Source organism: Streptomyces sp. NPDC093111, assembly GCF_040683955.1.
In the GTDB taxonomy this organism is placed as follows: Bacteria; Actinomycetota; Actinomycetes; order Streptomycetales; family Streptomycetaceae; genus Streptomyces.
On the sequence record NZ_JBFBNW010000014.1, the window covers coordinates 63001 to 89865 of the forward strand.

Genomic DNA, 26865 nt, shown 5'->3' on the forward strand with positions numbered 1-26865 from the left:
CCGGGTCAGCCGAGGAGGCCGTCCACGGCGGTCCGCAGCCGCCGCACCCCCTCGGCGATCTCCGCGGGGCCCGCGACACCCGCGAAACTCAGCCGGATGTGGCCGGCGGGCGGCTCGGCGCAGAAGTACGGCCGGCCGGGCGCCACCGCGACGCCGTTGCGCAGGGCCGCGGCCACGAGCGCGGCCTCGGGAAGGGCGTCGGGGAGGCGGAACCAGATCTGGAAACCGCCGGAGGGGACGAAGGGCGGGGCGAGTTCGGGCAGGCGGTGGGCGACGGCGCTGGCCAGGGCGTCCCGGCGGCTCCTCAACTCGGCGGCGAGGGAGCGAAGGTGGCGGCTCCAGGCCGGGGAGCCGACGAGTTCGAGGGCGGCCTCCTGGAGGGGGCGCGGGACGAAGAAGCTGTCGACGACCTGGATGGCGCGCAGCCGTTCCAGGACGGGTCCACGGGCGGCCAGGGCACCGACCCGCAGGCTCGGGGAGGTCGGTTTGGTCAGCGAGCGGACGTGCACGACGACGCCGTCGGGGTCGTCGGCGACGAGCGGAGCCGGCAGCGGTCCGGCGTCCTCGTGGGCGAGCCGGCGGGCGAAGTCGTCCTCCACGACGAAGGCGCCGGCCGCGCGGGCGATCCGGACGACGGCGGCGCTCCGTTCGGCGCCGAGGACGGCGCCGGTGGGGTTCTGGAAGAGCGGCTGGCAGACGAAGACGCGGGCGCCGGTGGCCCGGAACGCGGCGTCGAGCAGCTCGGGCCGCACGCCGTCGGCATCGGTGGGGACGGGGACCGGGCGCAGTCCGGCGGCGCGGGCGATGGCGAGCATGCCCGGGTAGGTGGGCGACTCGACGAGGACCGGGGTGCCGGGCGGGGCGAGGGCGCGCAGCGCGGTGCTGAGGGCGGGCTGGCCCCCGGCGGTGACGAGGACCTCGGCGGCGGTGACGCCGCCGCCGATCTCGCGGGCGAACCATTCGCGCAGCTCGGGCAGCCCGTCGGTGGGCGGTCTGCCCCAGGCGCCGGGGCGGCGCCCGGCCCGGGCGAGGGCGCCGGAGAGGGCGCGCTCGGGCTGGAGGGAGGGGTGGAGGTAGCCGCCGTTGAACTCGACGACGCCCGGCTGGGGCGCGGCGAGGGTGACGAGGACACCGGAGGCGTCGACGGCCCGGGGGACGAGTTCGGTGGCGGTGTCGGCGCTGAGGGCGAGCTGCTGCCAGGAGGTGTCCCCGGCGGCGGGGGCGGTGGCGCGCGGCTCGGCCCGGTAGGCGCCGGCGCCGGGTCGGGTGACGACCAGACCCTCGGCGGCGAGCTGGGCGAGGGCCCGGGTGACGGTGACCGGGGAGACGCGGAAACGCTCGACGAGGGCCCGACTCGACGGCAGCTTCTCACCCACCGAGTAGCGGTCGAGCTCCGACTTCAGGGATTTTGCCAGTTCGGCGACGCTGCTACTCTCGTGCATGAGAGCAGAGAATAGCGCTACCCAGCCGATGACGATAGCGGTCACGAGCCCCCGGGCCGATTCGGCCGAGGCCGCCACAGCCACCGTCACGGCCACCGTCGCGGCCACGGCCGTCCCCACCGCTTCGGCCACCCCCGCCGCCGACCGCGGGACGCTGCTCGCCGCGCTCGGCGTGGTCGCCTTCTCGCTGACCTTCCCCTCCACCGTCTGGGGCCTGGAGAGCTTCGGCCCCTGGTCGCTGGTGGCCGTGCGTTCGGTGCTGGCCGCGCTGCTCGCCGGGGCCTTCCTGCTCGGGGGACGGGTGCCGCTGCCCGAGCGGCGCCACTGGGCCGGGCTCGCGGTCGTCGCGGGGGGCGTGGTGATCGGCTTCCCGCTGCTGACCACGCTGGCGCTGCGGACCTCCACCACCTCGCACGCCGCCGTGGTCGTCGGCCTGCTCCCGCTCACCACCGCGGCCTTCGCCGCGGTCCGCACCGGCCGGCGCCCGTCCCGTACCTTCTGGGGCGCGGCGGTCGCCGGGGCCGTCGTGGTGCTGGGCTTCACGCTCCAGCAGAGCGGCGGGGCGCTCGCACGCGGCGACCTCTACCTCTTCGGGGCGCTGCTCGTGTGCGCCGCCGGGTACACCGAGGGCGGCCGGCTCGCCCGGCTCATGCCGGGCTGGCAGGTCATCGGCTGGGCGCTGGTGCTCTGCCTGCCGCTGACGGCGGTGGGCTCGGCCGTGGCGCTGGCGCACGAGCCGGTGCACCTGACCGCCCACGGGGTCGCGGGGCTCGTCTGGGTGGCCGCCGGGTCCACGTTCTTCGGCCTGTACGTCTGGTACCGGGGCATGGCCGCGATCGGCATCCCGCGCGCCAGCCAGCTCCAGCTCGCCCAGCCGCTGCTCACGCTGGTCTGGTCGGTGACCCTGCTCGGCGAGCGGCTGTCGCCGGCCGCCCCGATCGCGGCGGGCGCGGTGCTGGTCTGCATCGCGGTGACCCAGCGGGCGAAGAGCTGACCAGGCCCGGCGGGACGACGGTCCCGCGTGACGGCGGGGGTGACCGGGGTCACAATGGCAGACAGAGGCAGACAGAGGCAGACAGGCAGCCATGGCCGGCCGAAGACCCTGCGCGGGGCGGGCCCGGCCGCGAGGAGGTCACCCCGATGCGTGCCAACGTGGGCGACGAGTTGCTGGTGCACGGCCGGACCGTCGGTCAGCACGACCGCATGGCCAAGGTCGTCCAGGTACTGGGGGAGAACGGCACTCCCCCGTACCGCGTCAAGTACGAGGACGACGGTCACGAGGCCCTGATGTCACCGGGCCCCGACACCGTCGTACGCCATCACCCGGAGACCCGGCCCACCGACCGCTGAGCCGGAGCCAGAGCCGGAGCCGGAACCGCCGGAATCACTGGAGTCACGGAGTCACGCCCCGCGCGGGGCGTCGTCCGCGAGGACCGCGGTGAGCGCCCCGAGCGGGTCCTTGGCGACCTCCTTCGTCGCGAAGTAGCAGTGCCCGCCGACGCCCGGGTACTCCCTGCCGAGCCGCACGTGGCGGACGAGCTCCTGCGGGTCCTGCCAGGCGGCGGGCTGCGCCGGGTCGCCGACCTTGTAGAGCGCCTCGCCGAGGTAGAGCCGTACGCCGGTGTCCCGGACCACGGCGTCCCACCAGGGCACCAGCTTGGCGTAGTCGGCGCGCTCGTTGCCGATGTGCCAGTAGAGCTGGGGGACCACGTAGTCGATCCAGCGTTTCCGGACCCACTTGCGGGTGTCGGCGTGCTGGTCGTCGTAGCTGGCGCCGGCCCGGGTGTCGGAGCCGAGCGGGTCGGTGGAGGCGTTGCGCCACACGCCGAAGGGGCTGATGCCGAAGGCGACGTGCGGCTTGAGCTGCTTGATGCGGGCCGAGGTCTCGGAGACGAGCAGGTCGACGTTGTTGCGCCGCCAGGCCGCCCGGTCCGCGAACCCGGCGCCGTACCGGCGGAAGCTGTCGTCGTCGGGGAAGGCCTTCCCGGCGACGGGATACGGGTAGAAGTAGTCGTCCCAGTGCAGCGCGTCCACGTCGTAGCGGCGTACCGCGTCGAGCATGGCGTCCTGCACGTGCCGCCGGACCTCCGGCAGGCCGGGGTCGTAGCAGAGCCCTCCCCCGTACTCGACCGCCCACTCGGGGTGGAGCCGCGCCGGGTGGTTCGGGACCAGTTGGTTCCGGTCGGTCTGCGTGGAGACCCGGTACGGGTTGCACCAGGCGTGCAGCTCCAGACCGCGCGCGTGCGCCTCCGCCACGGCGGTGCCGAGCGGGTCCCAGCCGGGGTCGCCGCCCTGGACGCCGGTGAGACAGCGCGCCCAGGGCTCGTACGGGGAGGGCCACAGCGCGTCGGCGCAGGACCGGACCTGGAACAGCACGGCGGTCATCCCGCGCCGCACCGCGAGGTCGAGCCGGGCGATCAGCTCGGCGCGCTGCTCGGCGGCGGTCAGACCGGTCCGGGAGGGGAAGTCGCGGTTGAAGACCGTCGTGATCCACATGCCCCGGAACCCGGCGGCCCGGCGCCGCCCGGCGGCCCCTTCGGCCTCCTTGGTCCCTCTGCTCCCTTCGGTCCTGCCGGCCCCTTCGGTCCTGTCGGCCCCTTCGGTCACGGTGGCCTCGTGCGCCCCGGCGGGTCCGGCGCTCCCGGTGCCGAGGGCGCCCAGAGCCACTCCCGCCACGAACCCTCTTCTGCCGATCAGCGGCATTTGTCATCCCTCGCTATCGGATACGTCACAGCCCCTCGCAGAGCATGCCCGGCTCAGAACGATCGATCATCCGCTCCGTCGGGAGTAACGTCGTGGAGTCGAGGCGGACGCACCGGAATCACACGGGCCCGCCGCCAGTAAAGAGCGAAAGGCACGAGGTGACGGACTCCATGGCCGACATTGAGCGCGTCGGAGTGGTGGGCTGCGGCCAGATGGGCGCGGGCATCGCGGAGGTGTGTGCCCGCAGCGGTCTCGAGGTGATGGTCGCCGAGACCACCGGCGAGGCGCTGGAGATCGGCCGCACGCGGCTCTACAACTCGCTGTCCAAGGCCGCCGAACGCGGCAAGATCAGCGAGGAGGAGCGGGACGCCACGCTGGCGCGCCTCAGCTTCACCACCGACCTCGGCGAGTTCGCCGACCGCGACCTCGTGATCGAGGCGGTCGTCGAGAACGAGCAGGTCAAGACCGAGATCTTCAAGGTGCTCGACCAGGTGGTGACCCGGCCGGACGCCATCCTGGCCTCCAACACCTCCTCGATCCCGCTGGTGAAGCTGGCCGTGGCGACCTCCCGCCCCGACTCGGTCATCGGCATCCACTTCTTCAACCCGGCCCCGGTGCAGAAGCTGGTCGAGCTGATCCCCGCCCTCACCACCTCCGAGGGCACGATCAGCCGGGCGCAGCTGTTCGCCGAGAAGACCCTGGGCAAGCACGCGATCCGTGCGCAGGACCGCTCGGGCTTCGTGGTGAACGCCCTGCTCGTGCCGTACCTGCTCTCCGCGATCCGGATGTTCGAGTCGGGCATCGCGAGCCGCGAGGACATCGACAACGGCATGGAGTTCGGCTGCGCCCACCCGATGGGCCCGCTGAAGCTGGCGGACCTGATCGGCCTGGACACGATCGTCTCGATCGCCGACTCGATGTACACCGAGTACAAGGAGCCGCTGTACGCGGCCCCGCCGCTGCTCCAGCGGATGGTGGACGCCGGCCGCCTCGGCCGCAAGACGGGCTCGGGCTTCTACCCGTACTCCTGACCCCGCTCGGCGCGCACCCCGGACGGCCCGTACACCGCACAGGTACGGGCCGTCCGGCGTTCCGCGTACGGGTGGGGTCAGCCGAGCCGCAGGTGGCGCAGCATCAGCAGCGCGGCGGCCATGTTGGCGGCCGGGACCTCGCCCCGGGCGATCAGCTCGGGGACGCGTTTGAGGGGCACCCAGTCGACCCGCGAGGACTCGAAGGCGTCCTGCGGCGGCCCGGTGCAGGTGGCCTCGTCCGACCAGTAGAGGTGGTGGCGGGCGTCGGTGAGGCCGTTGGCCGCCTCGACGGTGAGGAGCGGGCGCAGCGGCCCGGGGCGCCAGCCGGTCTCCTCCTCCATCTCGCGGGCGGCGGCGGTCTCGGTGTCCTCGCCGTCCTCGACGACGCCGGCGGCCAGTTCCCAGCCCCAGCTGTCGGTGATGAAGCGGTGGCGCCAGATCAGCAGGACCTCGTCGGCGTCGTTGACGACGGTCGCGGCGGCGACGGGGCGGAGCCGGATGAGGTAGTGGTCGAGGCGGCGGCCGTCGGGGAGTTCGACGTCCGCGAGGTTCACCCGGAACCAGCGGTTCTCATAGACGGGCTGCTCACTTAACTTCGTCCATTGCACGTTTTTGCCACCTTCCGACTGGTCGGTGATTGCTTGGTGGCAATATCGCAGAGCGGACTCAGAGGGGCACGCGCAGCGCCCCGTCGATCAGCTCGGCCGCCTCCCGGGCGTCCCCTCCCCCGCTGGCCAGCAGATGCTCGCGCACCTCACGGAGCCGGTCCCGCAGCCGCTGCGACTCCATCCCGCGGGCCCGCTCGGTCATCTCCACGGCCGTGCCCGCCGCGCGGTCCGTCTCCCCCTGCCGCAGCTCGATCCGGCACAGCATGGCGAGCCGGTGCACCCGGCCCCGGTCGTGCGCGGGGGTCTCGACGGCCGCCGCCGCGTGCTCGTGGGCCGCCGTCAGTTCACCCAGACTGAGGAGTGCCTCCGCGACCTGTACGTTGACGAGGCCGGGCTGGACGTACCCGGTCTCGGCCGGTTCGGCGCCGGGGCTGATCCGTGCCGCTTCCGTCTCCGCCCGCCGGATGCAGGCGAGCGCCGCCGGGCCGTCGCCGAGGTGCGCGTACGCCTTGGCCTGCATCGCCGTCAGATCGGCGGCGAGCGCGGGCGTGATGTCCCGCCCGGCCGCGCGCAGCGCCGCCTCCGCGAAGGCGACCGCCTGCCGGTACTCCGCCATGAACAGCGACTGGTTGACCAGCAGCGCGATCACATAGGCGCCGAGCCCCCGGTCGCCGCTCGCCTTCGCCAGCCGCAGCGCCTGGTGGAAGTAGCGCTGGGCGAGCCCCTGGGCGTCGGAGTCGTAGGCGCAGATCCCGGCCACCGCCACCAGCCCCCCGATGGCCCGGTGCAGCCGCCGCCCGAGGGAGTCGCCGTAGGCGCCGCGCAGCAGCGGCGCGGTCTCGGCCGTGAGGAAGCCGACGACGCGGGCGCGGGTCGCCATGCCGCCGGCCTTGCGGTACATCTGCTCGTAGTGCGCCCGGGCCGCGCTCAGCATCTGCACGTCGGCTGCGGAGACCCGGGTGCGCCCGTCGCGGGAGACGTCCTTGTCCTCCGGCGGGTTCTCCCACTCCCAGACCGGCATCACCGCCGGGGTGCCGGTGACCGCCTGGGCGCCGAGGACGTGCGGGCGCTGCTGCTCGTCGCAGCGCCACAGGGCGGTGGCCCGCTCGACGAAGCCGGAGAGCGGACAGCCGGCCGCGGGCAGCCCGGCGCCGGGCACGCCGAGGCCGATGTCGTCGAGGGTGACGGCCCGGTGCAGCCGGCCCGCGAGCACCTCACAGATCAGGTCGGGGACCTGGCCGCGCGGCCGCTGCCCCTTCAACCAGCGGGCCACGGCGGTGTGTTCGTAGCGCAGGGCGAGCCCGCGGGCCCGGCCGGCCTGGTTCACCCGGGTGGCGAGCCCGGCGTGGGACATCCCCGTCTCGTCGAGCAGGGAGTCCAGGAGGGTGTTGGGCTGGGGGCTCGGCGGGGACGGGGATCGGGACGCCGATGGGGGCTGGGACGGAGGTCGGGGCTGGGAGTGCATGGGACCGCTCCGGTGGATCGGGGGCGCGTTCACACGGGGTGTGAACGAAGTGCTCGTTCTTCCGGTCCGTACGCACTGTCACCGGTACGTCCGGACCGCTTGACTGAACTCCCTCGCCGCAGGGCGAGGACCGGGCCGCCGGCTCCCCCTCGAACAGTGCGGCCGCCCGGTCCGCGCCGTCCGCGCTGCTGATCTGCCCGACACTCCGTGGCAGCGCGGACGGCGCCGGCCTCCAGGCCCGACCCACTAGTGGGGGGAGGGCGCAGGCCGGGTACGGCGCAGCCCGGGTTCGGCGGGCTGCGCCGGTACCCGCACCCGGTCGTTGCGTACGACGAGCAGGGCGACGTCGTCGGTGAGCCGCCCGCGCGTGTGGCGCAGCAGCGCCGTGTGCACCAGGCGGACCAGCTCGGCCGGGGCCGCCCCCGTCGCTCCCGCGAGGACGGCGGCCAGCGGGAAGAACCGGCCCCGGCGGTCACGGGCCTCCTCCGCGCCGTCCGTGTGCAGGACCAGCGTCTCGCCGGGCCGCAGCCGGGTCGCCGGGTACGGCACGAGCTCGGCGGGGAGCGGGAGGACCCCGAGCGGGGGCAGCGGTTCGCCGACGGGCACGGGTACGGCCTCGGCTCGGTGGCCGAGGCGGTACGGGCCGGGGTGGCCGCAGTCCAGCACGTACACGAGTCCGTCGGCGCGGATCTCCAGGAGCAGCAGCGTCACGAACTCCTCGGCCGCCGGGTGTTCGGGGGCCCGCCCCGACCTGGCCGGGTGCTCCTCCCGGGCCCGCTCGCGCAGATGCCGTCCCAGCGCCCGGTCCAGCCGGCGCAGCACGCCCGCGAGTTCGGGCTCGTCGTGGGCGGCCTCGCGGAAGCTGCCGAGGACGGCGACCACCGCGCCGAGCGCGGCGAGCCCGTGGCCCCGCACGTCCCCGATGACGACGCGCACCCCGTACGGCGTGGCCATGGCCTCGTACAGGTCGCCGCCGACGACGGCGCCGCGGGACGCGGACAGCTGCCCGGCGGCCACCGCGAGCCCGTCGAGGCGCGCGGGCGGCGGGCGCAGCAGCACCTGCTGCGTGGCGTCGGCGACGGCCCGCACCCGCGCCAGCTCCCGCTTGAGGCCCCGCCGGGCGCCGAGCACGAGGCCCGTCCCGACGGTGAGGAACACGACGCCACTGGCGACCCGCATCGGCATCCCGGGCTGCCGGGCCAGCGGACAGCCGACCTTCCAGGCGACGGCGGCGAGCCCCCACACGACCGGAGCCGCCACCGGAGCCATCCGCCGCATCCGGGAGCCTTCGGCAACCAGTGCCCTGTCACGGAACATCCACGGCCCTTCCCGAGGCCCGCCAGCGCCCGAAGACCCTGCGGCACACAGGCCCGTCCCCTGTGGCCGGCTCGATTCTCGCCGGGGAGAGGGGACACGCGGGAACATCCGCCGGGGATCTCACCCGAAGGAGTGAGTGACCCCGTACGGGAGTGCGGCGGCCCGGAGGTCCGGCGGCGGCGGGGAAACGGGAAGGGGTCCCGCCCCGGGTGATCACCCGGGGCGGGACCCCTTGCCGCGACGGCTCACGCCACCGCGCGCGTCACGCGCCGCGCAGCACCGCTCCCGTGTGCTCCGCCGCCAGGGCGACCGCCGCGTCGCGGGCGGCCGTGGCCTCCTCGACCGTCAGGGTGCGGTCGGGGGCGCGGAACTTCAGGGCGTACGCGAGGGACTTCTTGCCCGCGTCGATCTGGTCGCCGGTGTAGACGTCGAACAGCCGGATGGACTCCAGGAGTTCACCCGCGCCGCCGGCCAGGTAGTACTCCACCATCGCCGAGGGGACGTCCTGGTCGACGACCAGGGCGACGTCCTGGGTCGCGACCGGGAACGAGGAGATGCGCGGGGCCTTCAGGGGCCCCTCGACCGCCCGCTCCAGGAGGTCCAGGTCCAGCTCCATCGCGCAGGTGCGGGCCGGGAGGCCCAGCGCCTTCACGACGCGCGGGTGGAGCTCGCCGCCGTGGCCGACCAGGGTCTTCTCGCCGTCGATCACGACGTGGAAGGCGGCGCAGCGGCCCGGGTGCCAGGGGGCGTGCTGGTCGGCGTCGACCAGCAGGCCGACACCGGCCTCGGCGGCCACCGTGCGGGCGGCCTGGATCGCGTCCGCCCAGTCGGACGGACGGCCCTTGCCCCACCAGCCGGCCTGCTCGCGGGCACCGGCGAGGACGACGGCGACGCGACGCGGCTGCGCGGGCAGCGCGGCGTTGACGCGGGCGATCTCCTCGTCGGTGGGACGCCGGTCGACGCCCAGGCGGACGGCGACGCCCGGCTGGCCCTCGGTCGGACGGAAGACCAGACCGGTCTCGAAGAGGGCCAGGTCGTGGCTGCCGCGCCCGTCGTTGCGGCGCAGCGCGCCGAGCAGGCCCGGCAGCAGCGTCGTACGGAGGGCGGGCTCCTCGTCGGAGAGCGGGTTGACCAGCTTGACGACCCGGCGGCGGGCGTCGTCCGCGTCGAGGCCGAGCTGGTCGAAGACCTGCTCGCCGATGAACGGGTAGTTCAGCGCCTCGACGTAGCCGGCGCCGGCCAGCGCGCGGCCCACCCGGCGGTGGGTGCGCTGACGCTCGGTCAGGCCACGGCCAGCGGGCGGCTTCGGCAGCGTGGAGGGCAGGTTCTCGTAGCCCTCCAGGCGGATGACCTCTTCGGCCAGGTCGTTCGGCACGTTGAGGTCGGGGCGCCAGGTCGGGACGGTGACGACGAGCTCGTCCTGCCCGTAGACGTCGCAGCCGATCTCCTGGAGACGGCGGACGACGGTCTCGCGGCCGTAGGCCACGCCCGCCACCCGGTCCGGGTGGTCGGCCGGCATGGCGATGGTGCGGGGCGCCGACGGGGCGATGACCTCGGTGACGCCGGCCTCGGCCGTGCCGCCCGCGAGCAGCACCAGCAGGTCGACCGTGCGCTGCGCGGCAGCGGCGGCGGCCTGCGGGTCGACACCGCGCTCGAAGCGCTTGGACGCCTCGGAGGCCAGCTTGTGGCGGCGGGCCGTGCGGGCGATCGAGATCGCGTCGAAGTGCGCGGCCTCGACGACGACCTCGGTGGTGCCGGTGACGATGCCGGTCTCCGGGTCGGTCACCGGGTCGGCGATCTCCGTGTCGGCACCGCCCATGACGCCCGCGAGGCCGATCGGCCCGCGGTTGTCGGTGATGACGAGGTCCCCGGAGTCGAGGACGCGCGCGGTGCCGTCGAGGGTGGTGATCTTCTCCCCGGCGGCGGCGCGGCGGACCCCGATGGGGCCGTCGACGCGGGTGCGGTCGTAGGCGTGCAGCGGCTGACCGAGCTCCAGCATCACGTAGTTGGTGATGTCGACGGCCAGCGAGATCGGGCGCATGCCCGCCTTCTGGAGCCGGCGCTGGAGCCAGATCGGGCTGCGGGCCTCGGGGTCGAGGCCGACGACGGTACGCGCGGTGAAGCGGTCGCAGCCGATCGGGTCGGCGATCTGGACCGGGTAGCCGTACGAGTTCGGCGCGGGCACGTCGAGCAGCGCCGGGTCGCGCAGCGGCAGGCCGTACGCGATGGCGGCCTCGCGGGCGACACCGCGCATCGAGAGGCAGTAGCCGCGGTCCGGGGTGACGGCGATGTCGAGGACCTCGTCGAACAGCTCCAGGAGGACCGTGGCGTCGAGGCCGACCTCGTGCTCCGGCGGCAGCACGATGATGCCGTGCGAGCCGTCGTCGCCCATGCCGAGCTCGCCGCCCGAGCAGATCATGCCCCGGGAGACCCGGCCGTACGTCGTGCGCTCGGCGATCCGGAAGTCGCCGGGCAGCACGGCGCCGGGCAGGGCCACGACGACCTTGTCGCCCTCGGCGAAGTTCCGGGCGCCGCAGATGATCTCCTGCGGCTCGCCGGTGCCGTTGGCCTGGCCGACGTCGACGGTGCAGAAGCGGATCGGCTTCTTGAACTCCGTCAGCTCCTCGATGGTGAGGACCTTGCCGACCACGAGCGGGCCGGTCAGGCCGGCCCCGAGCCGCTCGACGGTCTCGACCTCGAGGCCTGCCGAAATGAGCTTGGCCTGCACGTCACGGCCGGTCTCCGTGACCGGCAGGTCGACGTACTCCCGCAGCCAAGAAAGCGGGACCCGCATCAGATCTCCATCCCGAACGGCCGGGTGAACCGGACGTCACCCTCGACCATGTCTCGCATGTCTTCGACGTTGTGGCGGAACATCAGCATCCGCTCGATGCCGAACCCGAAGGCGAATCCGCTGTACTTCTCGGGGTCCACGCCACAGGCGACGAGCACCTTCGGGTTGACCATGCCGCAGCCGCCGAGCTCGATCCAGCCCTCGCTGCCGCAGGTGCGGCAGGGACGGTCCGGGTTGCCGACGGACTCGCCGCGGCAGACGTAGCAGAGCATGTCCATCTCGGCGGACGGCTCGGTGAAGGGGAAGAAGTTCGGGCGGAGCCGGGTCTTCATGTCGGCCCCGAACAGCGCCTGGACCATGTGGTCCAGGGTGCCCTTGAGGTCGGCCATGGTCAGGCCCTCGTCGACGGCCAGCAGCTCGATCTGGTGGAAGACCGGGGTGTGCGTGGCGTCGAGCTCGTCGGTGCGGTAGACGCGGCCGGGGCACACCACGTAGACCGGGGGCTCCCGGTCGATGAGGGTGCGGGCCTGGACCGGCGAGGTGTGGGTGCGGAGCACGACGCCGGACTCGTCGCCCGTGGTGCCCTCGGGGCCCTGGACGAAGAAGGTGTCCTGCATCTGCCGCGCCGGGTGGTCCGGAACGAAGTTCAGGGCGTCGAAGTTGAACCACTCGGCCTCGACCTCGGGGCCCTCGGCGACCTCGTAGCCCATCGACACGAAGACGTCGGCGACGCGCTCCATGAGGGTGGTCAGCGGGTGGCGGGCGCCGGCCGGGACACGGTCGTACGGCAGGGTGACGTCGACGGCCTCCTCGACGAGGACCCGCGCGTCGCGGTCGGCCTCCAGCTCGGTCTGGCGGGTGGCCAGCGCCTTGGAGACGGCGCCGCGGGCCTGGCCCACCAGCTTGCCGGCGGCGGCCTTGGCCTGCGGGGGCAGGGCGCCGATCTCGCGGTTGGCGAGCGCCAGCGGCGAGGTGCCGCCGGTGTGCGCGGTCTTCGCGTGGGCCAGCGCGTCGAGGTCGCCTGCGGCGGCGAAGGCGGCGAGCGCCTCGTCCCGCATGCGCTCGATCTCTTCCGGTTTCAAGGCCTCGACCTCGACCGGGTCGTACGACTTATTGGGTGCCGACATCTCTTCCCGTGCTTCCGTTGGCTGGGTGGGCGGCCCCGCTCGACGTCAAGGGCGCAAACGTGCCAAAGGACGAGTCTAACGGGGCGCGGGGACGCGAATGAGCCCGTGGGCGGCCCGGGCGGCTCCTGATGCCGTGCGATCTCGCCTGGTGAGACCGGAGGGCAGACCTCAGAGGAGGTGGGCCGGGGTGCCTACGGGCAGGATAAATCGGAACTCGGCGCCGCCCCGGGGGGCCCGTCCGACGGTGATCGTGCCGCCGTGGACCTCGACGACGCCCTTGACGATGTAGAGGCCGAGTCCGGTGCCGCCGCGCTTGCTGCCCCGCCAGAAGCGGGTGAAGACGCGGCCCATCGACTCCTCGGGGATGCCGGGTCCTTCGTCGCTCACGGTGACCTCCGTCCCCTTCTCTCCGTCGGTGGTGTCCGTGGTGGGTGCCACCTCGATGGTGACGGTTCCCTCGCCGTGGCGCACCGCGTTTTCCAGGAGGTTGCCGAGGATCTGGTCGATCTTGTCGGGATCGGCCCACAGTTCGGGCAGGTCGGGGCGGACCCGGACGAAGAAACGGTCCGGGGACTGGCCGCCGGTGGTGTGGGCCTGGATGTGGCGGCCGACGGCGGCGGCGATGTCGACGGGCTGGCGGCGCACCTCCAGCCGTCCGGAGTCGATCCGGGAGATGTCGAGGAGCTCGGCGATCAGGCGCTTGATGCGGCCGGCGTCGGCGTCGACGGTCTCCAGCATCAGCCGCTTCTGGTCGTCGGTGAACCGCTCCCACTTGTCGAGCAGGGTGGCGGTGAAGCCCTTGACGGAGGTGAGCGGCGAGCGGAGCTCGTGGGCGACGGTCGCGATCAGCTCGGCGTGGCTGCGCTCGCTGCGCCGCCGGGCCTCGGTGCCGCGCAGGGAGACGACCACCCGGCGGACGGGTCCGGTGGGGTGGGCGCGGAGGTAGCGGGCGGAGACCAGGACCTCGCGCCCGCCCGGCAGCAGCAGGTTGCGCTCGGGCTGGCCGCGGCGGGTGGCGAGCCCGCCGTACGGGTCGGTGAGCGCCCACCAGCGGCGGCCCTTGAGGTCCTCAAGGGGCAGCGCCTGGTCCAGCGGGCGGCCGAGGGCCTCGCGGCCGGGCAGGGCGGTGATGCGGCTGGCGGCGGCGTTGAAGCAGACGATCCGGCCGGTCTCGTCGGCGACGACGAGGCCGTCGGGCAGGTCGTCGGGGGCGAGGCCGAGCCCCGCGTCGAAACCGGGGGCCGCGCCGGTGCCGGGGACCACGTCGGTGCTGGGCCCCGCGTCGAGGACGGGAGCCGCGTCGGTGCCGGGGGCCGCGTCGGTGCCGGGGTCGGGCGGGGGCGGCGGTTCCGTGGCGTGCGGCGCGTTGCTCCGTGCCTGTGCGGGACTGTCCGTGCCGACCGTCATCCCCGTCATCCCACCCCTTCGTGTCACGCAGTGGGCCCCGAGTGCGTCACCCTACTAGGCGCGACGGCTCCGGTGGACCCCTCAGGCGGTGGTTCGGGGGCGCTGGGCGCGCGCGGAGGCGTACAGGCACACGGCGGCGGCGGTCGCGAGGTTGAGGCTCTCGGCCTTGCCGTGGATCGGGACGCGGACGACGGCGTCGGCGAGCGCCCGGGTCTCCTCGGGCAGTCCCCAGGCCTCGTTGCCGAAGACCCAGGCGGTGGGGCCGCCCATGGTGCCGGCGTCGAGTTCGGCGTCGAGGTCGTCCTCGCCCGCCCCGTCGGCGGCGAGGATGCGCACGCCGACGTCCTTGAGGCCGGCGACGGCCTGCTCGACCGGGACGCCGACGGCGACCGGGAGGTGGAAGAGGGAGCCGACGGAGGCGCGGACCGACTTGGGGTTGTACAGGTCCACGGAGGCGTCGGTGAGGATCACCGCGTCGGCGCCGGCGGCGTCGGCGCAGCGGAGCACGGTGCCGGCGTTCCCGGGGTCGCGGACGTGCGCGAGGACGGCGACCAGCTTGGGCCGGGCGGCCAGGATGTCCTCGAAGGGCGAGTCGAGGAAGCGGCAGACGCCGACGATGCCCTGCGGGGTGACGGTCTGGGAGACCTCGGCGAGCACGGCGTCGGAGGCGTGGTGGACGCGGGCTCCGGAGGCGCGGGCGGCGTCGATGATCGGCGCGTAGCGCTCGGCGGCCTCGACGGTGGTGAAGAGCTCCACGAGGGTGGGCTGTCCGGTGGCGCCGCGGTGCTCGACGGCCTCGCGGACGGCCTGCGGGCCCTCGGCGATGAAGAGGCGGTCCTTGCCCCGGAAGTTGCGCTTGGCGAGCCGCCGGGCGGCGACGACGCGCGGGGAACGCGGGGAGATCAGCTCGGGGGTGGACATGGTGCCTGCGGCTCTCTGACTCGTCGGGTTCGGCGGCGGAAAGGCCGGAAAGACCGGGGGAACGACGGGAACGGGGGGATCAACGCGCCGGACCCGCAGGCGCGAGGGCCTGCGGGTCCGGCGGAAGTACTGCGGCCTGGAAGATCAGGCAGCGGCCTTCGGGGCGTTGACATCGGCCGGGAGGGCCTTCTGCGCGACCTCGACCAGCGCGGCGAACGCGTTGGAGTCGTTGACGGCCAGCTCGGCGAGGATCTTGCGGTCCACCTCGATGTTGGCGGCCTTCAGACCCTGGATGAGGCGGTTGTACGTCATGCCGTTCTGGCGGGCAGCGGCGTTGATGCGCTGGATCCACAGCTGACGGAAGTCGCCCTTGCGCTTCTTGCGGTCGTTGTAGTTGTAGACCAGCGAGTGGGTGACCTGCTCCTTGGCCTTGCGGTACAGGCGCGAACGCTGACCGCGGTAGCCGGAGGCCGCCTCGAGGATCGCCCGGCGCTTCTTGTGGGCGTTGACTGCCCGCTTGACGCGTGCCACTTCTTAACTCCTTGTAGCGGGGCCGTGGTGGTGCTCACACGACCCGGAAATCGGATGGGTCCCGGTCTTGACCGGAAGCCCTCGTCGCCGAGGGCGGGAGATCAGATCAGATGCCCAGCATCTTCTTGATCTTGGCGGTGTCACCCGGGGCCATCTCGGCGTTGCCGGTGAGGCGACGCGTCAGCTTGGACGACTTGTGCTCGAGCAGGTGGCGCTTGCCGGCGCGCTCGCGCAGGATCTTGCCGGAGCCGGTGACCTTGAAGCGCTTCTTGGCACCGGAGTGCGTCTTGTTCTTCGGCATAGCGCCGTTATCTCCTCGTCAGTGGCGCTCCCCCCGGTGCGGGCACCGGACGACCGGGAGCGTCAATTCTTCGTTTGAGTGGTCCGGGCGGGAACCCCTGGGGCTGCCGGAGCGGCAGCCCCTCAGGATCACGCCTCGGCGTTCTCGGCCGACGTGTCGACCGGAGCCTGCTCGACCGGGGCCTCCTCGGCGGCGGGCGCCTCGGCCTCGACCGCTTCGGCCTCGGCCGGCTCGGCCTCGACCGCGTCGGGCGAGATGCCCTGGCGCTCGGCCTTACGCGCGGCCTGGGCCTCGCGGGCCTCGGCCATGGCCTCGGTCTTCTTCTTGTGCGGGCCCAGAACCATGATCATGTTCCGGCCGTCCTGCTTCGGGTTCGACTCGATGAAGCCAAGCTCCTGCACGTCCTCGGCGAGGCGCTGCAGCAGCCGGTACCCGAGCTCCGGGCGGGACTGCTCACGACCACGGAACATGATCGTGATCTTGACCTTGTCGCCCTGCTTGAGGAACCGGACGACGTGACCCTTCTTGGTGTCATAGTCGTGCGGGTCGATCTTCGGCCGGAGCTTCATCTCCTTGATGACCGTGTGCGCCTGGTTCTTGCGCGCCTCACGGGCCTTCATGGCCGACTCGTACTTGAACTTCCCGTAGTCCATGAGCTTGCACACGGGCGGACGGGCGTTGGCCGCGACCTCAACCAGGTCGAGGTCGTACTCCTGCGCGAGCTCCAGGGCCTTGGCAAGCGGCACAATGCCGACCTGCTCGCCACTGGGGCCGACAAGTCGCACCTCGGGAACGCGAATCCGCTCGTTGATGCGGGGCTCGGCGCTGATGGATCCTCCTCGGTAGCACCACGCGACCGCCTGGCGGACGGACACGTTCACGGTAGAACTGTTGAGACCAACCGAGCCGGCACATGAAAAACGCCCCGGACGGGACACAGGCGGGGCTCCATGGAAAACCGGAACACCGCCGCGGTCAACCGCGGGGCGTGCATCGGGTGGCTTCCATCGTCCGTACGGAACGATGGGCGCCACCTGACCGGTGACCCGCCACCCCTGAGGGCGGTCGGGTGGGAGAACGGAGCCTCCACTTGTGGGCCGGGCACATAGGTGTCCGGCCGGTCGTTACACAAGGTTAGCAGGACCCGCCGGTCGGCGCGAACCGTACGTCCGCTTATCGTGTGGGCATGAGCGAAACGCCCGACACCGAGTCTCCCGAGACCGCCGACTTCGACGCCATGACCCGCGACATCGCCGAGGTGCCCGCGGTGGAGGTCATCGTGACCGTCGCCGTCAACCTGATGAGCGCCGCCGCGGTGAAGCTGGGGCTCACCGAGGACGGCGACGAGCACAAGGACCTCGACGAGGCCCGCAAGCTGATCCACGCCCTCGCGGGCCTGCTGGACGCCGGCGTGACCGAGATCTCCTCGTTCCACGCGGCCCCGCTGCGGGACGGCCTGAAGTCCCTCCAGCTGGCCTTCCGCGAGGGCTCGTTCGTCCCGGACGAGCCGGGTCAGGGCCCGGGCGAGAAGTACACGGGCCCCGTTTACGGCTAGGACGTCCGGCCCCGGCGGGGCCGGAGCCGCGAGACGTCAGTTCTTTACGTAGAAGGGCTCGCCGGGAGGCGTGGCCGAGGCCGGCAGGAGTGCCAGGTCGAGGCCCCGCACCAGGCGGGCCCTCAGCGTTTCGTCGGCGGCCAGCAGGCGGGCGACCCGCTGGGCGGCCTCCGCGGGGGCGGCGTCCTCGGCGAGGACCAGGGCCAGGGTGCCGTCGGCCGTGCCGGGGCCCAGGTGGGCGCGGAGGACGGCGGGCTCGGCGGCGACCGCGGCGCGGACCGCGTCCCGTACCGCCGGGTCGTCCAGCGGGTCGGCGCTGCTGCGGCCCTCGGCGAGGGCGAGCAGGGCGGGCCCGGTCACCTGGTAGGGCACCGGCCCGGCCAGGTCGAGGACGAGGGTGTCGGCCTTCTCGTGGGCGAGGGCCTGGAGCGCCTGGTGGAGGGGGACGGCGACCGGCCGGGCGGCCGGGTCCCACAGCGCCAGCGAGGCGATCGAGGTGAAGGCGGGCAGCGCCCGCCGGTCGCCCGCGGTCAGCGTCGGGACGGCCATGTCGCTCGTCTTCTCCTGCTTGAGCCCCGTGACGGGGTCCACCTCGACCTCGCCGAGGACGGCGACGACGGGGACGAGCAGCCGGGCGTCCTGGAGGGCGGTCAGGACCGGGCCGTGCGCGGTCCGGTCCTCCGCCCAGGCGGCCAGGGCCGCGCCGAGCCGTGGGTCGGCGGTGCCGTCGTCGTCGGAGAAACCGGGGTCCGGGATGTTCTTGAGCGCCACCCCACGAGCCTAACCGCCGGGCCGTCAGCGGCTGCGGCTGCCCCGCCACAGGGCGACGGCGGCGGCGAGCAGCAGGACGCCGACGCCTCCGGCGATGGGGGCGAGCAGGCCGATGGGGCGGCCCTCCTCGGGCTCGAGCCGGGGTCCCGGGCCGAAGTACTGCGCGCCGTACCCGGCGACGGCCGCCTTGGGGTCGGCGCCCTTGAGCGCGTCCCCGGCCTCGATGGCGGCGGCCGGGTCGACCGTCCCGTACCCCTTCTGGTCGGTGCGCCCGCCCTTGGGGCGGCTGCGGGCGGTGTCGACGAGGAGCCGCTTGACCTGGGCGGGGGTGAGGTCGGGGTGGGCGCCGCGGACGAGGGCGACGGCGCCGGAGACGAACGCTGCGGCGGCGCTGGTGCCCCAGCCCTCGTAGTAGCGCCGGTCCGGGTCGGCGATGACGATGTCGACGCCGGGGGCGCTGACGGTGGCGTACCAGCGGCTGGTGGAGAAGGCGGCGTGGGTGCCGTAGCGGTCGACGGCGGTCACCGCGATGACGCCGGGGTAGGCGGCGGGGTACGAGATGTGGTCGCCCTTCTCGCCGCCGTTCCCGGCGGAGGCGACGACGGAGACGCCCTTGGCGAGGGCGTACTGGACGGCGGCGTCCTCGCCGGCGTCGGGGTGGGCGGACTCGGAGTCGTCGCCCAGGGAGAGGTTGATGACGTCGGCGCCGTGGTCGGCGGCCCAGCGGATGCCCTCGGCGAGGGCGGTGCCGCGGGTCTTGCGGGCCTTGTCGCGGGACTTGTCGGTGCCTTCGAGGATCACCCGCACGGGCAGGATCCGGACCCGGGGCGCGACGCCGAGGACGCCGTCCTCGGAGCCGGGCCCGTGGCCGTGTCCGGCGATGATGCCGGCCATGGCGGTGCCGTGGCGGGCCCAGGCGCGGTCGCCGCGGGAGGCGCCGAAGCCGACGAGGTCCGTGCCGGTGAGGACGGAGCCCTCCAGGTCGGGGTGGGTGGCGTCGACGCCGGTGTCCAGGACCGCGACGGTGACGCCCTCGCCGCGGGTGGTCTGCCAGGCGCGGGAGGTGTGCAGGGCGTCCAGGCCCCACTGGCGGGCGCGGATCGTGTCGGCGTACGCGGGGGTCGTGGTCGCGGGCAGGACGGCGAAGGCGGCGGCGAGGAGGGCGACGGCCGCGGTGCGGGGGCGGCGGATCACCGGGCGCCTTCCTTGAGGGTGGCGGCCACGGCGGTGCGCAGGGCGCGTTCGACGCCGTCGCCGACGCCCTTCGCCTCGTGGCCGAGGCCGGCCTGGGCGACGGCGGTGGTGCGCTTGGGCGTCATGGCGCGGGTGGCGGGCTCGGCCTCGGTGACGGCCCGGCCGTCGGCGAAGCCGGAGACGGAGGTGACGACCACGGGGAGGTCGGTCAGGATGTGCCGCCACCAGCTGGCCCGCTGGCGGTCGCCGAACCCCGCGGCGACGGTCGCGGGGGCGCCGAGGGCGGGCGGCGGGTCGTCCTCGGCGCGGGAGCCGAGGGTGCGCAGGGTGGCGGGGTCGGCCTGGGTGAAGACGAGGGCGACGGTGGTGACGTGGGAGGAGGTCGCGTCGGTGTACGTGGCGCGCAGCACGCGTTCGCAGCCGGGCACCTTCAGGGCGGTGAGCAGGCCCTTGGGGAGGACGGCGGCGGTGCAGGGCGTGTCGGGGGCGACGACGATCCGGGTCCAGGTGCGGGCCGCGCCGCCGGGTCCCGCGCTGGGGCCGGAGAGGGTGCGCGGGAACAGGGCGTCGACGGGGGCGTCGTGCCAGATGCCCTTCGCCCGGGCGTAGCCGGGCGGTTCGGCGGGCTCGCCGGCCCCGCTCTCGGCGAGCAGCGCGCCCGCGGCGGCACCCCCGATGAGCCCGAGCCCGAGGACGGCACAGCCGGCGGCGGCCAGGACCCGCCCGGGGCGCCGGTCCTGGACGGGCCGCAGCCGGGTGGTGGTCTCGGCGGGCACCTCGTCGGGCAGGGCCCAGCGGTCGACGCCGTACGGGTGGGGCGTGACGACCGGGCGGTGCGCGGGGGCCGGGACGGGCTCGGCGTCACGGATCGGGCGGTGCGCGGGGGCCGGGACGGGCTCGGTGTCACGGATCGGGCGCAGCCGGGTGGTGGTCTCGACGGCCGGCAGCGGCTGCGCGGGGGCGGCCGGGGGGCGCGGCGGAGCCGGGGGCGTGGTGGGCGTGTTGGGCGGGGTGCGCGGAGTGGCTACCGGGGGGCGCGGGGCCGGCTCCGGCGGGACCGCGGGGGTCGACGCGCGCGGCGCGGGCGCAGCCGAACGCGGCGTGGCGGCGGGCACCGGGGGGCGCGGGGAGGACGCGGGCGCCGCCGAACGCGGCGTGGCGGCGGGCGCCGGGGGGCGCTGGGCGTCGGCAGGCGGCATCGCGGGCGCCGAGGGGCGCGGGGAGGACGCGGGCGCGGCGGCGGGGGCCGGGAGGCGCGGGGCTGCGGGCGCCGGGGTGGCCGGAGGCGCGGTGGTGGCCGGAGGTGTGGGCGTGACCGGGGGTGGCGGGGTGGGCCGGTCCGGGGGCAGGAGGGCGTCGGTGATGCGGGACGCGGGACGCTGCGGCTCGGTGCTCATCCCCGTCCCCCTGGTCCCCCTGCTTGTTCCTCACAGCGATGGCGGCCACTCTACGGGCTGTTCCCCCGGGCGCGGGAACGCAGGGGCTACCCACCCGTAAACCCGTCTGGCAAGCTCGGCCCATGACTCCCCGTGCGGCCGACCGCGCCCGGTACGACCGGGCCACCGCCCTGCTCGACGCGCCCCTCGCCCTCGTCGATCTGGAGGCGTTCGACGCCAACGCCGCCGATCTCGTGCGCCGGGCGGGCGGGAAGCCGGTCCGGGTGGCGAGCAAGTCGGTGCGGTGCCGGGCACTCCTTGAGCGGGTGCTCGCGCGGGACGGCTTCGCCGGCGTCATGTCGTTCACGCTGGCCGAGTCGCTGTGGCTGGCCAGGGCCGGGATCGAGGACGTACTGCTCGCCTATCCGTCGGCGGACCGGGCGGGGTTCGGGGAGCTGGCGGGCGACGCGAAGCTGGCCGCGGCCGTGACGGTGATGGTCGACGACGTGGCGCAGCTCGACCTCATCGACGCGGCGCGGGCCGGCGGCACCGAGGAGGTGCGGATCTGCCTGGAGCTGGACACCTCGCTGCACCTGCTGGGCGGCCGGATACGGGTCGGGGCGCGCCGCTCGCCGCTGCGGCAGCCGGCCGAACTGGCCGAGCTGGCCCGCTCGGTGGCGCGCCGGCCGGGGTTCCGGCTGGTGGGCCTGATGGCGTACGAGGGGCATGTGGCGGGCGTCGGGGACGCGGTGGCCGGGCGGCCGCTGCGCTCGCGGGCAGTGCGGCTGATGCAGTCGGCGGCCCGCAAGGAGCTGGCGGCCCGCCGGGCGGCGGTGGTCCGGGCGGTGCGGGCGGTGGCGCCGGAGCTCGAGTTCGTCAACGGCGGGGGCACGGGCAGCGTGCAGCACACGGCGGCCGAGGACGCGGTGACGGAGATCGCGGCGGGTTCGGGACTGTTCCAGCCGCGCCTGTTCGACAACTACTCGTCGTTCTCGGGGCGGCCGGCGGCGCTGTTCGCGCTGCCGGTGGTGCGCCGTCCGGGCGTGGGCGCGGTGACGGTGCTCGGCGGCGGCTATCCGGCGTCGGGGGTGGCGGGCGCGGACCGGCTGCCCGTCCCGTACCTGCCGGAGGGGCTGCGGTACGACCCGCAGGAGGGTCCGGGCGAGGTGCAGACGCCGCTGCTGGGCTCGCCGGCCGACGATCTGCGGATCGGCGACAAGGTCTGGTTCCGGCACGCGAAGGCCGGCGAGCTGTGCGAGCGGTTCGACACCCTGCATCTGGTGGAGGGGGACCGGGTCACGGCCGCCGTCCCGACGTACCGGGGCGAGGGCCGGACCTTCCTCTGACCGACCGGGCCGGTCAGTACACGCTGTCCTGCTGGTCCGGTACGACGGTGCCGTCGGTGCGGCGGACCGGTTCGGCGGTGCCGTCGGGGGCGGTGTAGCCGGTGGTGGCGCAGGGGTACGCGCTCGTCTTCCGCTTCTTCGGCTCGATGAACATCGGGTTGACGACCCAGCGGCCGTCGCCGTTGTCGTAGGCCCGGCACATCAGTTCGTTCTTGTTGCGGTTGAGGACGAGCCGGAGGCCGGTCGCGTCGCGCAGGAAGGAGATGTCCGTGTCGGAGTCGCCGGCGGCGAGGACCTGGCGGCGGGCGGCGGGCTGGACGCGTTCGGCGGCGGGGCCGCGGACGCCGAAGATCTCCTGGTTGATCCAGCAGCGCTTGCCGTCGATGTAGGTGATCATCCGGTCCTCGCCGTCACGGACGCTCCCGCAGCCCTTGAGGTGGCTGGTGAGGCGCCCGTGCTCGGTGGTGTTGCGGATGCCGACGGCGTGGTCGGGGGCGACGTCGACGCCCCGGGCCCACACGTCGACGACGGGCTCGGGCGAGGCGGAGACGATCCACACGTCGAAGCCGGACGCCTTGAGGGCGCGGATCAGGTCGCGCTGCTGGGTGTAGTAGCGGACCCAGCCGGTGACCTTCGCGGTGCCGACCCGCTGGGTGGCGCCCTGCGGGGCGGCGAGGTTCTCGGCGCGGGCGGCGGCGGCGAAGGAGCTCACCTGGCGGGTGGTCCAGCCGTGCAGGAGCTGGGCGAGCCAGGCGTACTGCGGCTCGATGCGGCGGTGGTCGTACCCGTCGAAGGCCCTCTTCCCGGCGGTGGTGGTGCCGTTGCCGTACACGGAGAGCAGTTCGTCGGCGCAGCCGGTGTCCGTGGCGGTGGGCAGGGTGCGGACGTCGGCGGGGCAGGCCGCGCCGAGGGCGGTGGCGGCCTCGGGGGTGAGGTAGCGGCTGGTGGTGGACCAGTCGCCGTGGCGCGGGGGCCGGACGCGGTCGTTGCGCAGGAGCCAGTAGAAGGTGGCGTCGCCGACGTCGTTCTTGATGACGGTGTTGTCCCAGTCGAAGACGGCGACCGGCTTGTCGCCCTTCGTGCGGCAGTGGTCGGTCATCAGGCGTTCGAGGCGGGCCTTGTTGTCGCCGTACCAGCCCTCGGAGACGGTGAGGCCGGCGCAGTCGCGGGTGCGGCGGGCGTCGTGGGAGGCGGCCTGGGCGGTGCCCGCGGCGGGCAGCAGGCCGGTCGCGGCGAGGGCGAGGGCGGCGGCGACGGCGGGGGTGCGGAGCTTGTTGGTCATGAACACTCTCCATGGATGTACGCACGACAGCCGGGCGCCTCGCGACGCCCGGCTGTCTGGGGGGTGGATGCGGGGTGAACGCTTAGAGCGGGGTCACGTACGCGCCGGAGATGCCGCCGTCGACGAGGAAGTCGGTGGCGTTGACGAAGGAGGAGTCGTCGCTGGCGAGGAAGGCGACCGCGGCGGCGATCTCGTCGGCCTCGGCGAAGCGGCCGACCGGGATGTGCACCAGGCGGCGCGCGGCGCGCTCCGGGTCCTTGGCGAACAGTTCCTGGAGCAGCGGGGTGTTGACGGGGCCCGGGCACAGCGCGTTGACGCGGATGCCCTCGCGGGCGAACTGGACGCCGAGTTCGCGGGACATGGCGAGCACGCCGCCCTTGGAGGCGGTGTACGAGATCTGGCTGGTGGCGGCGCCCATGATGGCGACGAAGGAGGCGGTGTTGATGATGGAGCCCTTGCCCTGGCGCCGCATGTACGGGAGGGCGGCCTTGCAGCAGAGGAAGACGGAGGTCAGGTTGACGTCCTGGACGCGCTTCCACGCCTCCAGGCCGGTCTCCAGGATGGAGTCGTCGTCGGGGGGCGAGATGCCGGCGTTGTTGAAGGCGATGTCGACGGAGCCGTAGGTGTCGAAGGCCGTCTTGAACAGCGCCTCGACCTCCTCCGGGTCGGTGACGTCGACCTTGACGAAGGTGCCGCCGACCTCCTCGGCGGCGGCCTTGCCGGCCCGCTCGTCGATGTCGCCGCAGACCACGTTCGCGCCCTCGGCGGCGAGGCGGCGGGCGGTGGCGAGGCCGATGCCGCTGCCGGCTCCGGTGATGACGGCGGTACGGCCGACGAGGCGGCGGCAGATGGTCTCGTTCGTGCTCACAGTGCGGGGCCCTCCGTGCTGATGAAGACGTTCTTGGTTTCGGTGAAGGCGGTCAGGGCGTCGGGTCCCAGTTCACGGCCGAGTCCGGACTGGCGGAAGCCGCCGAACGGGGTCCAGTAGCGGACGCTGGAGTGGGAGTTGACGGAGAGGTTGCCGGCCCGGACGGCGCGGGAGGCGCGCAGGGCGCGGCCGACGTCGCGGGTCCAGATCGAGCCGGACAGGCCGTACTCGGTGGCGTTGGCGAGGCGGATCGCGTCGGCCTCGTCCTCGAAGGGGAGGACGACGGCGACGGGGCCGAAGACCTCCTCGACGGCGCAGGGCGCGTCCTCGGGCAGGCCGGTGAGGACGGTGGGCGGGAACCAGAAGCCGGGGCCCTCGGGGGCCTTGCCGCGGATGGCCTCGGCGGGCCCGGCGGAGCCGGTGGCCCCGGTGGCCCCTTCGACGTAGCCGCGGACCCGGTCGAGCTGGGCGCGGGAGATGAGCGGGCCCATCTGGGTGCGCTCGTCGAGGGGGTCGCCGACGACGATCTCCTCGATGGCGGGGGTGAGGAGCTCCAGGAAGCGGTCGTAGACGCTGCGCTGGACGAGGACGCGGGTGCGGGCGCAGCAGTCCTGGCCGCTGTTGTCGAGGAAGGACATCGGGGTGGCCGCCGCGGCGGCCTCCAGGTCCGCGTCGGCGAAGACGATGTTGGGGCTCTTGCCTCCGAGTTCGAGGGTGAGGCGCTTCACCCGGTCGGCGCACTTGGCCATGATGGACTTGCCGGTCCGGGTGGAGCCGGTGAAGACGATCTTGGCGATGCCGGGGTGCTCGACGAGCGCGTTCCCGGCGACCGGGCCCTCGCCCGGGAGGACCTGGAAGAGCCCTTCGGGGACGCCCGCCTCCAGGGCGAGTTCGGCGAGCCGCAGCGCGGTGAGCGGGGTGGTCTCGGCGGGCTTGAGGATCACGGCGTTGCCCGCGGCGAGGGCGGGGGCGGTGGCCCAGGCGGCGATCGGCATGGGGAAGTTCCAGGGCGCGATGACGCCGACGACCCCGAGGGGTTCGAGGATCGTGACGTCGAGGCCGCCAGGGACCGGGATCTGGCGCCCGTTGAGGCGTTCCACTCCCCCGGCCGCGTAGTCGAGCAGGTCGCGGACGTTGCCGGCCTCCCAGCGGGCGTTGCCGAGGGTGTGGCCGGCCTCGCGGACCTCCAGGAGGGCGAGTTCCTCGACGTGGGCGTCGACGGCGGCGGCGAAGCGGCGCAGGATCCGGGCCCGCTCGGCGGGGGCGGCGGCGGCCCAGGAGCGCTGGGCGGCGGTGGCGCGGGTGACGGCGGCGTCCACGTCGGCCGGGGTGGCGGCGGGGACGGTGGCGACGACCTCCTCGGTCGCCGGGTTCAGTACCTGGAGCAAGTCTTTCCTCACATGCGTTCGAAGGAGCGGCGCAGTTCCCAGTCGGTGATGGCGGCGTCGTACGCGTCGAGTTCGACGCGGGCCATGTTGCGGTAGTGGGCGACGACCTCGGGGCCGAAGGCCGCCTTGGCGATCTCGCTGTTCTCCCAGAGTTCGGCGGCCTCGCGCAGGGTGGCGGGGACGTGCGCGTAGTCGCCGGTGTACGCGTTGCCGGTACAGGCGTCGGGGAGCTCCAGGCCCTGCTCGATGCCGTGCAGTCCGGCGGCGATGAGTCCGGCGACGGCGAGGTAGGGGTTGACGTCGCCGCCGGGGAGGCGGTTCTCGAAGCGGGTGGAGCGGCCGTGGCCGACGACGCGCAGGGCGCAGGTGCGGTTGTCGTGGCCCCAGGCGACGGCGGTGGGGGCGAAGGAGCCGGGCTGGAACCGCTTGTAGGAGTTGATGTTCGGGGCGTAGAGGAGGGAGAAGTCGCGCAGGGCGGCGAGCTGTCCGGCGAGGAAGTGGCGCATGACCTCGGACATGCCGTCGGGGCCGTCGCCGGCCATGACGTTGTGGCCCGGCTGGTCGACGGCCTGGAGCGAGAGGTGGATGTGGCAGGAGTTGCCCTCGCGCTCGTTGTACTTGGCCATGAAGGTGAGCGAGCAGCCCTCCTGGGCGGCGATCTCCTTGGCGCCGGTCTTGTAGACGGCGTGGTGGTCGCAGGTGACCAGGGCCTCGTCGTACTTGAAGGCGATCTCGTGCTGGCCGGGGTTGCACTCGCCCTTGGCGGACTCGACGGTGAGTCCGGCGCCGGCCATCTCGTTGCGGATGCGGCGCAGGAGGGGTTCGACGCGGCCGGTGCCGAGGACGGAGTAGTCGATGTTGTACTGGTTGACCGGGGTGAGGCCGCGGTAGTTCGCGTCCCAGGCCTGCTCGTAGGTGTCCTTGAAGACGATGAACTCGAGCTCGGTGCCGACGTGGGCGGTGAAGCCGTGGGCGGCGAGGCGGTCGAGCTGGCGGCGGAGGATCTGCCGCGGGGCGGCGACGACCGGGCCGCCGTCGTTCCAGGCGAGGTCGGCCATGACCATCGCGGTCCCCTCGTTCCAGGGGACGCGGCGCAGGGTGGAGAGGTCGGGGTGCATGGCGAAGTCGCCGTAGCCGCGGTCCCAGGAGGACATCTCGTAGCCGTCGACGGTGTTCATCTCGGTGTCGACGGCCAGAAGATAGTTGCAGCCCTCGGTGCCGTGGCCGAGGACCTCGTCCAGGAAGAACGGTGCGGCGAACCGCTTGCCCTGGAGGCGTCCCTGCATGTCGGGGAAGGCCAGGACGACGGTGTCGATCTCGCCGCTCGCGACGAGGGCACGGAGCTCGTCGACGGCGAGCGGGGGTTTGCGGTCTGCCACGGGATTACTCCTCCTTGGGCCTGCCGGGAGCCATAAGGTATTGCTCAGGACCATTGCTT

24 protein-coding genes are annotated in these 26865 nt (G+C 73.9%); 5 read left to right on the forward strand and 19 right to left on the reverse strand.

The window, feature by feature from the left end; all coding sequences use genetic code 11:
* Nucleotides 1-5: 5 nt before the first annotated feature.
* Entirely contained in the window at nt 6-1442 is a 1437-nt protein-coding gene (locus AB0Q96_RS24745; RefSeq protein WP_365328981.1) for a PLP-dependent aminotransferase family protein, read from the reverse strand.
* Here AB0Q96_RS24745 and AB0Q96_RS24750 point away from each other — a divergent pair.
* Together AB0Q96_RS24750 and AB0Q96_RS24755 are read left to right on the forward strand one after the other, a co-directional pair.
* Nucleotides 1441-2436 carry a DMT family transporter gene (locus tag AB0Q96_RS24750; protein ID WP_365328983.1) on the forward strand — a complete coding sequence of 332 codons (996 nt, stop codon included), beginning with the start codon at nt 1441-1443 and terminating at the stop codon, nt 2434-2436. The two genes, AB0Q96_RS24745 and AB0Q96_RS24750, sit on opposite strands and share 2 nt — an antisense overlap.
* 146 nt (nt 2437-2582) lie before the next feature.
* A complete protein-coding gene (locus AB0Q96_RS24755) occupies nt 2583-2792 on the forward strand; it encodes a DUF1918 domain-containing protein (RefSeq protein ID WP_365328985.1) in 210 nt (69 codons plus the stop codon).
* A gap of 51 nt (nt 2793-2843) precedes the next feature.
* On the opposite strand, the gene AB0Q96_RS24760 is transcribed toward AB0Q96_RS24755, so the two are convergent.
* Nucleotides 2844-4145, reverse strand: coding sequence for a family 10 glycosylhydrolase (locus tag AB0Q96_RS24760; protein ID WP_365328988.1), 1302 nt, complete (start codon nt 4143-4145; stop codon nt 2844-2846).
* Between the two features lie 170 nt (nt 4146-4315).
* Here AB0Q96_RS24760 and AB0Q96_RS24765 point away from each other — a divergent pair, with 170 nt between their 5' ends.
* Complete coding sequence (locus AB0Q96_RS24765; RefSeq protein ID WP_365328990.1) at nt 4316-5176, forward strand: 3-hydroxybutyryl-CoA dehydrogenase; 861 nt, start codon at nt 4316-4318, stop codon at nt 5174-5176.
* A gap of 77 nt (nt 5177-5253) precedes the next feature.
* Here the strand turns inward: AB0Q96_RS24765 and AB0Q96_RS24770 are convergent, their stop codons facing one another.
* The 10 genes from AB0Q96_RS24770 to infC all read right to left on the reverse strand — a co-directional run bounded on the left by AB0Q96_RS24770 (nt 5254) and on the right by infC (nt 16522).
* Nucleotides 5254-5784, reverse strand: a complete 531-nt coding sequence (locus tag AB0Q96_RS24770; RefSeq protein ID WP_365328992.1) for an NUDIX hydrolase — start codon at nt 5782-5784, stop codon at nt 5254-5256.
* Nucleotides 5785-5842: 58 nt separating this feature from the next.
* Nucleotides 5843-7138 (reverse strand): transcriptional regulator, encoded by a 1296-nt coding sequence (locus tag AB0Q96_RS24775; protein ID WP_365328994.1) that lies wholly within the window; start codon nt 7136-7138, stop codon nt 5843-5845.
* A gap of 357 nt (nt 7139-7495) precedes the next feature.
* Nucleotides 7496-8527 (reverse strand): PP2C family protein-serine/threonine phosphatase, encoded by a 1032-nt coding sequence (locus AB0Q96_RS24780; RefSeq protein WP_365328997.1) that lies wholly within the window; start codon nt 8525-8527, stop codon nt 7496-7498.
* A gap of 301 nt (nt 8528-8828) precedes the next feature.
* Nucleotides 8829-11360: a phenylalanine--tRNA ligase subunit beta gene (pheT, locus tag AB0Q96_RS24785; protein WP_365328999.1), complete on the reverse strand. Its 2532-nt coding sequence runs from the start codon at nt 11358-11360 to the stop codon at nt 8829-8831.
* Nucleotides 11360-12487, reverse strand: a complete 1128-nt coding sequence (pheS, locus tag AB0Q96_RS24790) for a phenylalanine--tRNA ligase subunit alpha (protein WP_365329001.1) — start codon at nt 12485-12487, stop codon at nt 11360-11362. The genes pheT and pheS overlap by 1 nt, the downstream gene beginning before the upstream one ends.
* A gap of 168 nt (nt 12488-12655) precedes the next feature.
* Entirely contained in the window at nt 12656-13894 is a 1239-nt protein-coding gene (locus AB0Q96_RS24795) for an ATP-binding protein (protein WP_365329378.1), read from the reverse strand.
* 81 nt (nt 13895-13975) lie between these two features.
* Entirely contained in the window at nt 13976-14815 is an 840-nt protein-coding gene (locus AB0Q96_RS24800) for an RNA methyltransferase (protein ID WP_365329003.1), read from the reverse strand.
* Between the two features lie 144 nt (nt 14816-14959).
* Nucleotides 14960-15346, reverse strand: a complete 387-nt coding sequence (rplT, locus tag AB0Q96_RS24805) for a 50S ribosomal protein L20 (RefSeq protein WP_043227974.1) — start codon at nt 15344-15346, stop codon at nt 14960-14962.
* A 106-nt stretch (nt 15347-15452) separates the two neighbouring features.
* The gene (gene rpmI, locus AB0Q96_RS24810) at nt 15453-15647 is read right to left on the reverse strand and encodes a 50S ribosomal protein L35 (RefSeq protein WP_030691942.1); all 195 of its coding nucleotides are present in this window, start codon (nt 15645-15647) and stop codon (nt 15453-15455) included.
* 128 nt (nt 15648-15775) lie between these two features.
* Nucleotides 15776-16522 carry a translation initiation factor IF-3 gene (gene infC / locus AB0Q96_RS24815; protein ID WP_365329006.1) on the reverse strand — a complete coding sequence of 249 codons (747 nt, stop codon included), beginning with the start codon at nt 16520-16522 and terminating at the stop codon, nt 15776-15778.
* Between the two features lie 311 nt (nt 16523-16833).
* Here infC and AB0Q96_RS24820 point away from each other — a divergent pair, with 311 nt between their 5' ends.
* Nucleotides 16834-17202: a DUF1844 domain-containing protein gene (locus tag AB0Q96_RS24820; RefSeq protein WP_365329008.1), complete on the forward strand. Its 369-nt coding sequence runs from the start codon at nt 16834-16836 to the stop codon at nt 17200-17202.
* 36 nt (nt 17203-17238) lie between these two features.
* Here AB0Q96_RS24820 and AB0Q96_RS24825 read toward each other — a convergent pair whose 3' ends face one another.
* From AB0Q96_RS24825 to AB0Q96_RS24835, 3 genes are read right to left on the reverse strand one after another with little or no spacing between them, the layout of a single operon-like run.
* Nucleotides 17239-17973 (reverse strand): SseB family protein, encoded by a 735-nt coding sequence (locus AB0Q96_RS24825; RefSeq protein WP_365329010.1) that lies wholly within the window; start codon nt 17971-17973, stop codon nt 17239-17241.
* A gap of 24 nt (nt 17974-17997) precedes the next feature.
* Complete coding sequence (gene mycP / locus AB0Q96_RS24830) at nt 17998-19164, reverse strand: type VII secretion-associated serine protease mycosin (protein WP_365329380.1); 1167 nt, start codon at nt 19162-19164, stop codon at nt 17998-18000.
* Nucleotides 19164-20564 carry a hypothetical protein gene (locus tag AB0Q96_RS24835; RefSeq protein WP_365329012.1) on the reverse strand — a complete coding sequence of 467 codons (1401 nt, stop codon included), beginning with the start codon at nt 20562-20564 and terminating at the stop codon, nt 19164-19166. Before AB0Q96_RS24835 ends, mycP begins: the two co-directional genes overlap by 1 nt.
* Nucleotides 20565-20686: 122 nt before the next feature.
* On the opposite strand from AB0Q96_RS24835, the gene AB0Q96_RS24840 reads away from it, so the two are divergent.
* A complete protein-coding gene (locus AB0Q96_RS24840) occupies nt 20687-21889 on the forward strand; it encodes an amino acid deaminase/aldolase (RefSeq protein ID WP_365329014.1) in 1203 nt (400 codons plus the stop codon).
* Between the two features lie 13 nt (nt 21890-21902).
* Here AB0Q96_RS24840 and AB0Q96_RS24845 read toward each other — a convergent pair whose 3' ends face one another.
* The 4 genes from AB0Q96_RS24845 to AB0Q96_RS24860 form a co-directional block, all read right to left on the reverse strand.
* On the reverse strand, nt 21903-23171 hold the full coding sequence (locus tag AB0Q96_RS24845; RefSeq protein ID WP_365329016.1) for a haloacid dehalogenase-like hydrolase: 1269 nt from the start codon (nt 23169-23171) through the stop codon (nt 21903-21905).
* An 82-nt stretch (nt 23172-23253) separates the two neighbouring features.
* Nucleotides 23254-24039 carry a 3-oxoacyl-ACP reductase gene (locus tag AB0Q96_RS24850; RefSeq protein WP_365329018.1) on the reverse strand — a complete coding sequence of 262 codons (786 nt, stop codon included), beginning with the start codon at nt 24037-24039 and terminating at the stop codon, nt 23254-23256.
* Complete coding sequence (locus AB0Q96_RS24855; RefSeq protein WP_365329020.1) at nt 24036-25427, reverse strand: aldehyde dehydrogenase family protein; 1392 nt, start codon at nt 25425-25427, stop codon at nt 24036-24038. Before AB0Q96_RS24855 ends, AB0Q96_RS24850 begins: the two co-directional genes overlap by 4 nt.
* Before the next feature lie 8 nt (nt 25428-25435).
* Complete coding sequence (locus AB0Q96_RS24860; protein ID WP_365329022.1) at nt 25436-26806, reverse strand: glutamine synthetase family protein; 1371 nt, start codon at nt 26804-26806, stop codon at nt 25436-25438.
* Nucleotides 26807-26865 lie beyond the last annotated feature (59 nt).

What these genes read in the sequence shown, in the direction of transcription:
- AB0Q96_RS24780 (WP_365328997.1), bottom strand. Translation starts at nt 8,527, where the DNA reads ATGCGGCGGATGGCTCCGGTGGCGGCTCCGGTCGTGTGGGGGCTCGCC.
- pheS (WP_365329001.1), bottom strand. Translation starts at nt 12,487, where the DNA reads ATGTCGGCACCCAATAAGTCGTACGACCCGGTCGAGGTCGAGGCCTTG.
- pheT (WP_365328999.1), bottom strand. Translation starts at nt 11,360, where the DNA reads ATGCGGGTCCCGCTTTCTTGGCTGCGGGAGTACGTCGACCTGCCGGTC.
- AB0Q96_RS24800 (WP_365329003.1), bottom strand. Translation starts at nt 14,815, where the DNA reads ATGTCCACCCCCGAGCTGATCTCCCCGCGTTCCCCGCGCGTCGTCGCC.
- AB0Q96_RS24750 (WP_365328983.1), top strand. Translation starts at nt 1,441, where the DNA reads ATGAGAGCAGAGAATAGCGCTACCCAGCCGATGACGATAGCGGTCACG.
- AB0Q96_RS24765 (WP_365328990.1), top strand. Translation starts at nt 4,316, where the DNA reads ATGGCCGACATTGAGCGCGTCGGAGTGGTGGGCTGCGGCCAGATGGGC.
- rpmI (WP_030691942.1), bottom strand. Translation starts at nt 15,647, where the DNA reads ATGCCGAAGAACAAGACGCACTCCGGTGCCAAGAAGCGCTTCAAGGTC.
- AB0Q96_RS24755 (WP_365328985.1), top strand. Translation starts at nt 2,583, where the DNA reads ATGCGTGCCAACGTGGGCGACGAGTTGCTGGTGCACGGCCGGACCGTC.
- AB0Q96_RS24795 (WP_365329378.1), bottom strand. Translation starts at nt 13,894, where the DNA reads ATGACGGTCGGCACGGACAGTCCCGCACAGGCACGGAGCAACGCGCCG.
- AB0Q96_RS24820 (WP_365329008.1), top strand. Translation starts at nt 16,834, where the DNA reads ATGAGCGAAACGCCCGACACCGAGTCTCCCGAGACCGCCGACTTCGAC.
- AB0Q96_RS24760 (WP_365328988.1), bottom strand. Translation starts at nt 4,145, where the DNA reads ATGCCGCTGATCGGCAGAAGAGGGTTCGTGGCGGGAGTGGCTCTGGGC.
- AB0Q96_RS24835 (WP_365329012.1), bottom strand. Translation starts at nt 20,564, where the DNA reads ATGAGCACCGAGCCGCAGCGTCCCGCGTCCCGCATCACCGACGCCCTC.
- AB0Q96_RS24845 (WP_365329016.1), bottom strand. Translation starts at nt 23,171, where the DNA reads ATGACCAACAAGCTCCGCACCCCCGCCGTCGCCGCCGCCCTCGCCCTC.
- AB0Q96_RS24775 (WP_365328994.1), bottom strand. Translation starts at nt 7,138, where the DNA reads ATGTCCCACGCCGGGCTCGCCACCCGGGTGAACCAGGCCGGCCGGGCC.
- AB0Q96_RS24745 (WP_365328981.1), bottom strand. Translation starts at nt 1,442, where the DNA reads ATGCACGAGAGTAGCAGCGTCGCCGAACTGGCAAAATCCCTGAAGTCG.
- AB0Q96_RS24840 (WP_365329014.1), top strand. Translation starts at nt 20,687, where the DNA reads ATGACTCCCCGTGCGGCCGACCGCGCCCGGTACGACCGGGCCACCGCC.